A 6,191-nucleotide genomic window follows, 5' to 3' on the forward strand; every position below is an offset into this window, starting at 1 on the left:
GGGGGCCCCCGGCGCCGGGGGGGTGGGGGGGGGGGCGGGGGGGGCGCCCCCCCCCCCCCCGCCCGGGGGGCGGCCGGCCCCCCCCCCCCCCCCCCCCCCCCCCCCGCCGTGCGGAGTCGGGAGCCGTCAGGCACCCATCGCGTGCAGGCCGCCGTCCACGTGGACGATCTCGCCGGTGGTCTTCGGGAACCAGTCCGAGAGGAGGGCGACGACGCCCTTGCCCGCCGGCTCCGGGTCGCTCATGTCCCACTCCAGCATGGAGCGGGAGTTCCAGACGTCCGCCAGCTCCGAGAAGCCGGGGATGGACTTCGCGGCCATCGAGCCGATCGGGCCCGCCGAGACCAGGTTGCAGCGGATGTTCTCCTTGCCCAGGTCACGGGCGAGGTAGCGGCTGGTGGCCTCCAGCGCGGCCTTGGCCGGGCCCATCCAGTCGTACTGCGGCCAGGCGAACTGCGCGTCGAAGGTGAGGCCGACGACGGCCGCGCCCTCGTGCGGGAACAGCGGCTTGCAGGCCATGGTCAGCGACTTCAGCGAGAACGCCGAGACGTGCATGGCGGTGGCGACCGACTCGAACGGGGTGTTCAGGAAGTTGCCGCCGAGCGCGTCCTGCGGCGCGAAGCCGATGGAGTGCACGACGCCGTCGAGGCCGCCGAGCTCGTCGCGGACGAGGCCCTCCAGGCGGGCCAGGTGCTCGTCGTTGGTGACGTCGAGCTCGATCACCTTGACCGGCTTGGGCAGCTTCTTGGCGATGCGCTCGGTCAGCGTCGGGCGGGGGAACGCGGTCAAGATGACCTCGGCGCCCTGCTCCTGGGCCAGCTTGGCGGTGTGGAAAGCGATGGACGACTCCATCAGCACCCCGGTGATGAGGATGCGCTTGCCCTCGAGAATTCCGCTCATGGTGATCAGTGACCCATGCCCAATCCGCCGTCAACGGGAATGACGGCTCCTGTGATGTACGCGGCGTCGTCGGACGCCAGGAAGCTCACGGCTGCCGCGATCTCCTCGGGCTGCGCGTAACGGCCGAGCGGCACCTGGCCCACGATGCCCGCGCGCTGCTCGTCGGTGAGCACCTTAGTCATGTCCGTGTCGACGAAGCCGGGGGCGACCACGTTGAACGTGATGTTGCGCGAGCCCAGCTCACGGGCGAGCGAACGGGCGAAGCCGACCAGCGCGGCCTTGGAGGCGGCGTAGTTGGCCTGGCCCGCCGAGCCCAGCAGTCCGACGACCGAGGAGATCAGGACGACGCGGCCCTTCTTGGCACGGAGCATGCCACGGTTCGCGCGCTTGACTACCCGGAAGGTGCCAGTGAGGTTGGTGTCGACGACCGAGGAGAAGTCCTCCTCGGACATCCGCATCAGCAGCGTGTCCTTGGTGATGCCCGCGTTGGCCACCAGCACCTCGACCGCGCCGTGCGTGTCCTCGATCTGCTTGTAGGCCTGCTCCACCTGCTCGGAGTCGGTGATGTCGCAGCGGACCGCCAGGACGCCGAGCGAGGTCAGTGCCTCCGGCGGCTCGCCGGACCGGTACGTGATCGCGACCTTGTCCCCGGCCTCCGCGAAGGCACGGGCGATGGCGAGGCCGATGCCCCGGTTTCCTCCGGTGACGAGAACCGAGCGGCTCAACGGATCACCCTTTCGCTAGCGGTCTGAATACCAAAAACCTATAGGCCGCATCTCTCGTACGGAGAATCGATCTCCGACAGGGCCTTGCGGCGGGCTCTGTCGAGTCCCTACAGAAAGATGTAGGCACAAGAGCCCTGAGCGCGACATGATCGAGGCGACCGGCCCCGACCCCGGGAGGACTTCCGTGCCCCATTCCATCGACGCGGCCTTCACCGCACTGCCCTTGCGGGCGCTCGCCGACGCGGCGCTCGCCCGGGCGCGCGCGCTGGGCGCCGAGCATGCCGACTTCCGGCTGGAGCGGATCCGCAACGCCTCCTGGCGGCTGCGCGACGCCAAGCCCTCCGGCGGGTCCGATACCACCGACCTCGGCTACGCGGTCCGCGTGGTGCACGGAGGCAGCTGGGGGTTCGCCTCCGGTGTGGACCTGACCATGGACGCCGCCGCGAAGGTGGCCTCGCAGGCCGTGGCCATGGCGAAGCTCTCGGCCCAGGTGATCAAGGCCGCGGGCTCCGACGAGCGGGTGGAACTGGCCGAGGAGCCGGTGCACTCGGAGCGGACCTGGATCTCGGCCTACGACGTGAACCCCTTCGAGGTTCCCGACGCGGACAAGGCGGCGCTGCTCGCCGACTGGAGCTCGCGGCTGCTGGCGGCCGACGGCGTCGCGCACGTGGACGCCTCGCTGCTCGCCGTGCACGAGAACAAGTTCTACGCCGACACCGCGGGCACCGTGACCACCCAGCAGCGGGTCCGGATCCACCCGCAGCTCACGGCCGTCGCCGTGAACGCCACCACCGGCGAGTTCGACTCCATGCGCACCATCGCCCCGCCGGCCGGGCGCGGCTGGGAGTACCTGACGGGCACCGGCTGGGACTGGAACGCCGAGCTGGAGCAGATCCCCGGCCTGCTCGCCGAGAAGATGCGGGCGCCGAGCGTGGAGGCCGGGCGCTACGACCTGGTGGTGGACCCGTCCAACCTGTGGCTCACCATCCACGAGTCCATCGGCCACGCCACCGAGCTCGACCGGGCACTGGGCTACGAAGCGGCGTACGCGGGGACCTCCTTCGCCACCTTCGACCAGCTCGGCAAGCTCAAGTACGGCTCCTCGATCATGAACGTGACGGGTGACCGCACCGCCGAGCACGGGCTGGCCACGATCGGCTTCGACGACGAGGGCGTCGAGGCGCAGAGCTGGGACCTGGTCAAGGACGGCACGCTGGTCGGCTACCAGCTGGACCGGCGGATCGCGAAGCTGACCGGTCTCGGCCGCTCCAACGGCTGCGCGTACGCCGACTCCCCCGGGCACGTGCCCGTGCAGCGGATGGCGAACGTGTCGCTCCAGCCGGATCCGGGCGGTCTGTCCACCGAGGACCTCATCGGTGGGGTGGAGCGCGGGATCTACGTCGTCGGCGACCGCTCCTGGTCGATCGACATGCAGCGCTACAACTTCCAGTTCACCGGGCAGCGGTTCTTCCGGATCGAGAACGGCAAGCTGGCCGGGCAGCTGCGCGACGTCGCGTACCAGGCCACGACCACCGACTTCTGGGGCTCGATGGAGAAGGTCGGCGGCCCGCAGACCTACGTCCTGGGCGGCGCCTTCAACTGCGGCAAGGCCCAGCCGGGCCAGGTGGCCTCCGTCTCGCACGGCTGCCCTTCCGCGCTGTTCCGCGACGTGAACATCCTGAACACCACGCAGGAGGCCGGCCGATGAGCACCCCTTCGAACGGACGCACCAAGCCCCACGAGATCGTCGAGCGGGCCCTGGAGCTGTCCACCGCCGACGGCTGCGTCGTCATCGCCGACGAGGAGTCGAGCGCCAACCTGCGCTGGGCGGGCAACGCCCTGACGACGAACGGCGTCACCCGCGGGCGCACCCTCACCGTCATCGCGACGGTCGACGGCAAGGAGGGCACGGCCTCGGGGGTCGTCTCGCGCTCCGCCGTCACCGCCGCGGACCTGGAGCCGCTGGTCCGGGCCGCCGAGGCGGCCGCGCGCGGGGCGGGTCCCGCCGAGGACGCCCAGCCGCTGGTGACCGGGACCCCGGCCTCGCCCGACTTCACGGACTCGCCCGCCGAGACCTCCTCGGCGGTGTTCGCGGACTTCGCGCCCGCCCTCGGCGAGGCCTTCGCCCGGGCCCGCGCGGGCGGCCGCGAGCTGTACGGCTTCGCCAACCACGAGCTGGTCTCCACGTACGTCGGCACCTCGACGGGCCTGCGGCTGCGCCACGACCAGCCCAAGGGCACCCTGGAGCTCAACGCCAAGTCCCCCGACAGGCAGCGCTCGGCCTGGGCCGGCCGCGCGACCATGGACTTCAAGGACGTGGACCCGACCCTGCTGGACGCGGAACTGGCCGTGCGCCTGGGCTGGGCGGAGCGGAAGATCGAGCTGCCCGCCGGGCGGTACGAGACCCTGCTGCCGCCGACGGCCGTGGCCGATCTGCTGATCTACCAGATGTGGTCGGCGGCGGCCCGGGACGCGGTGGAGGGCCGTACGGTCTTCTCCAAGCCCGGGGGCGGCACCCGGATCGGCGAGAAGCTGTCGGAGCTCCCGCTGACCCTGCGCAGCGACCCGAACGCGCCGGGCCTGGAGTCCGCGCCGTTCGTGATCGCGCACAGCTCCGGGGACGACGCCTCGGTGTTCGACAACGGCCTGCCGGTCCCGGCCACCGAGTGGATCCGGGACGGGGAGCTGACGCGGCTGACCACGACCCGGCACACCGCCGGGCTGACCGGGCTGCCGCTCTCCCCCTCGTTCGGGAACCTGATCCTGGACGGGGGCGGCGACAAGTCGCTGGAGGAGATGGTTGCGGGCACCGAGAGGGGTCTGCTGCTGACCTGCCTCTGGTACATCCGCGAGGTCGACCCGGCCACCCTGCTGCTCACGGGCCTGACCCGGGACGGCGTCTACCTGGTGGAGAACGGGCAGGTCGTCGGCGAGGTCAACAACTTCCGGTTCAACGAGTCCCCCGTGGACCTGCTGTCGCGGGCCTCGGAGGCCGGCCGGACCGAGAAGACCCTGCCGCGCGAGTGGGGCGACTGGTTCACCCGGGCCTCGATGCCGGCGCTGCGCATCCGGGACTTCAACATGAGCTCGGTCAGCAAGGGGGTCTGACCCACCTAGACTGGGCTTTGTTTTTCCCTACACCAAAGGAGTCGAGAGAACCGTGACGGACATCGTCGACGAACTGAAGTGGCGCGGGCTCTTCGCCCAGTCCACCGACGAAGAAGCGCTGCGCAAGGCGTTCGCGGACGGTCCTGTCACGTTCTATTGCGGCTACGACCCGACCGCGGCCTCGCTGCACGTGGGGCACCTGGTGCAGGTGCTCACCATGCGCCGGCTCCAGCTGGCGGGGAACCGGCCGCTCGCGCTGGTCGGCGGGGCCACCGGCCAGATCGGTGACCCCCGCCCGACCGCCGAGCGCACCCTGAACGACCCCGCGGTCATCGCGGAATGGGTGAACCGGCTGCGCTCGCAGATCGAGCCGTTCCTGTCCTTCGAGGGCGAGAACGCGGCGGTCCTGGTGAACAACCTGGACTGGACGGCGGGCATGTCCGCGATCGAGTTCCTGCGGGACATCGGCAAGCACTTCCGGGTCAACAAGATGCTGACGAAGGACTCGGTCGCCAAGCGGCTGGAGTCCGACCAGGGCATCAGCTACACGGAGTTCAGCTACCAGCTGCTCCAGGGCATGGACTTCCTGGAGCTCTACCGGCGCCACGGCTGCGTGCTCCAGCAGGGCGGCTCCGACCAGTGGGGCAACCTGACGGCCGGCCTCGACCTGATCCACCGGGTCGAGCCGGGCGCGGTCGTGCACGCGATGGCGACCCCGCTGATGGTCAAGGCGGACGGCACCAAGTTCGGCAAGACCGAGGGCGGGGCCGTCTGGCTGGACCCGGAGATGACCACGCCGTACGCGTTCTACCAGTTCTGGCTGAACGTGGACGACCGGGACATCTCCACCTACATGCGGATCCTGTCCTTCCGGAGCCGTGAGGAGCTGGAGGAGCTGGAGGCGCAGACCGCCGAGCGGCCGCAGGCGCGCGCCGCGCAGCGGGCGCTGGCGGAGGAGCTGACCACGCTGGTGCACGGCGCCGGCCAGTGTGCCGCCGTGATCGCCGCGTCGAAGGCGCTGTTCGGCCAGGGCGACCTGGCGGAGCTGGACGAGGCCACGCTGGCCGCCGCCCTGTCCGAGCTGCCGCACGCCCAGGTGGCGGAGCTCGGCCTGGTCGTGGACCTGATGGCGGAGACCGGTCTCGTCGCGAGCAAGTCGGCCGGCCGCCGGACCGTGAAGGAGGGCGGGGCCTACGTGAACAACGCGAAGATCACCGCCGAGGACGCGGTCCCCGCCGAGGAGGACCTGCTGCACGGGCGCTGGCTGGTGCTGCGCCGCGGCAAGAAGAGCCTGGCCGCGGTCGAGGTCACCGGCGCCTGACGCGTCGCGACGGACACGGCGGCACGGCGCACCGGAGGGGGGGGGGCGGGCCCCGGGGGGGGGGCGGGGCCCCCCGGGGGGGCGGGGGCCGGGGGGGGGGGGGGCCCCCGCGCCCCCCCCCCCCCCCCCCCCCGGCGCCA

Annotated in this window: 5 protein-coding genes; 3 read left to right on the forward strand and 2 right to left on the reverse strand. The window is 71.5% G+C overall.

The window, feature by feature from the left end; translation table 11 throughout:
* Positions 1 to 126: 126 nt before the first annotated feature.
* Positions 127 to 897, reverse strand: coding sequence for an enoyl-ACP reductase FabI (gene fabI, locus ACFYOB_RS03895; protein ID WP_328924994.1), 771 nt, complete (start codon positions 895 to 897; stop codon positions 127 to 129).
* A gap of 5 nt (positions 898 to 902) precedes the next feature.
* Positions 903 to 1,622: a 3-oxoacyl-[acyl-carrier-protein] reductase gene (fabG, locus tag ACFYOB_RS03900; protein WP_388554125.1), complete on the reverse strand. Its 720-nt coding sequence runs from the start codon at positions 1,620 to 1,622 to the stop codon at positions 903 to 905.
* A 145-nt stretch (positions 1,623 to 1,767) separates the two neighbouring features.
* Here fabG and ACFYOB_RS03905 point away from each other — a divergent pair, with 145 nt between their 5' ends.
* The 3 genes from ACFYOB_RS03905 to tyrS are packed head-to-tail and all read left to right on the forward strand — an operon-like array spanning position 1,768 to position 6,051.
* Positions 1,768 to 3,330, forward strand: coding sequence for a TldD/PmbA family protein (locus ACFYOB_RS03905; protein WP_388554127.1), 1,563 nt, complete (start codon positions 1,768 to 1,770; stop codon positions 3,328 to 3,330).
* Positions 3,327 to 4,730 carry a metallopeptidase TldD-related protein gene (locus ACFYOB_RS03910; protein WP_388554129.1) on the forward strand — a complete coding sequence of 468 codons (1,404 nt, stop codon included), beginning with the start codon at positions 3,327 to 3,329 and terminating at the stop codon, positions 4,728 to 4,730. The genes ACFYOB_RS03905 and ACFYOB_RS03910 overlap by 4 nt, the downstream gene beginning before the upstream one ends.
* Positions 4,731 to 4,782: 52 nt before the next feature.
* Positions 4,783 to 6,051, forward strand: a complete 1,269-nt coding sequence (gene tyrS, locus ACFYOB_RS03915; protein ID WP_388554132.1) for a tyrosine--tRNA ligase — start codon at positions 4,783 to 4,785, stop codon at positions 6,049 to 6,051.
* Positions 6,052 to 6,191 lie beyond the last annotated feature (140 nt).

The sequence above is a fragment of the Streptomyces sp. NPDC006463 genome, assembly GCF_042870715.1.
Classification (GTDB): Bacteria; Actinomycetota; Actinomycetes; order Streptomycetales; family Streptomycetaceae; genus Streptomyces.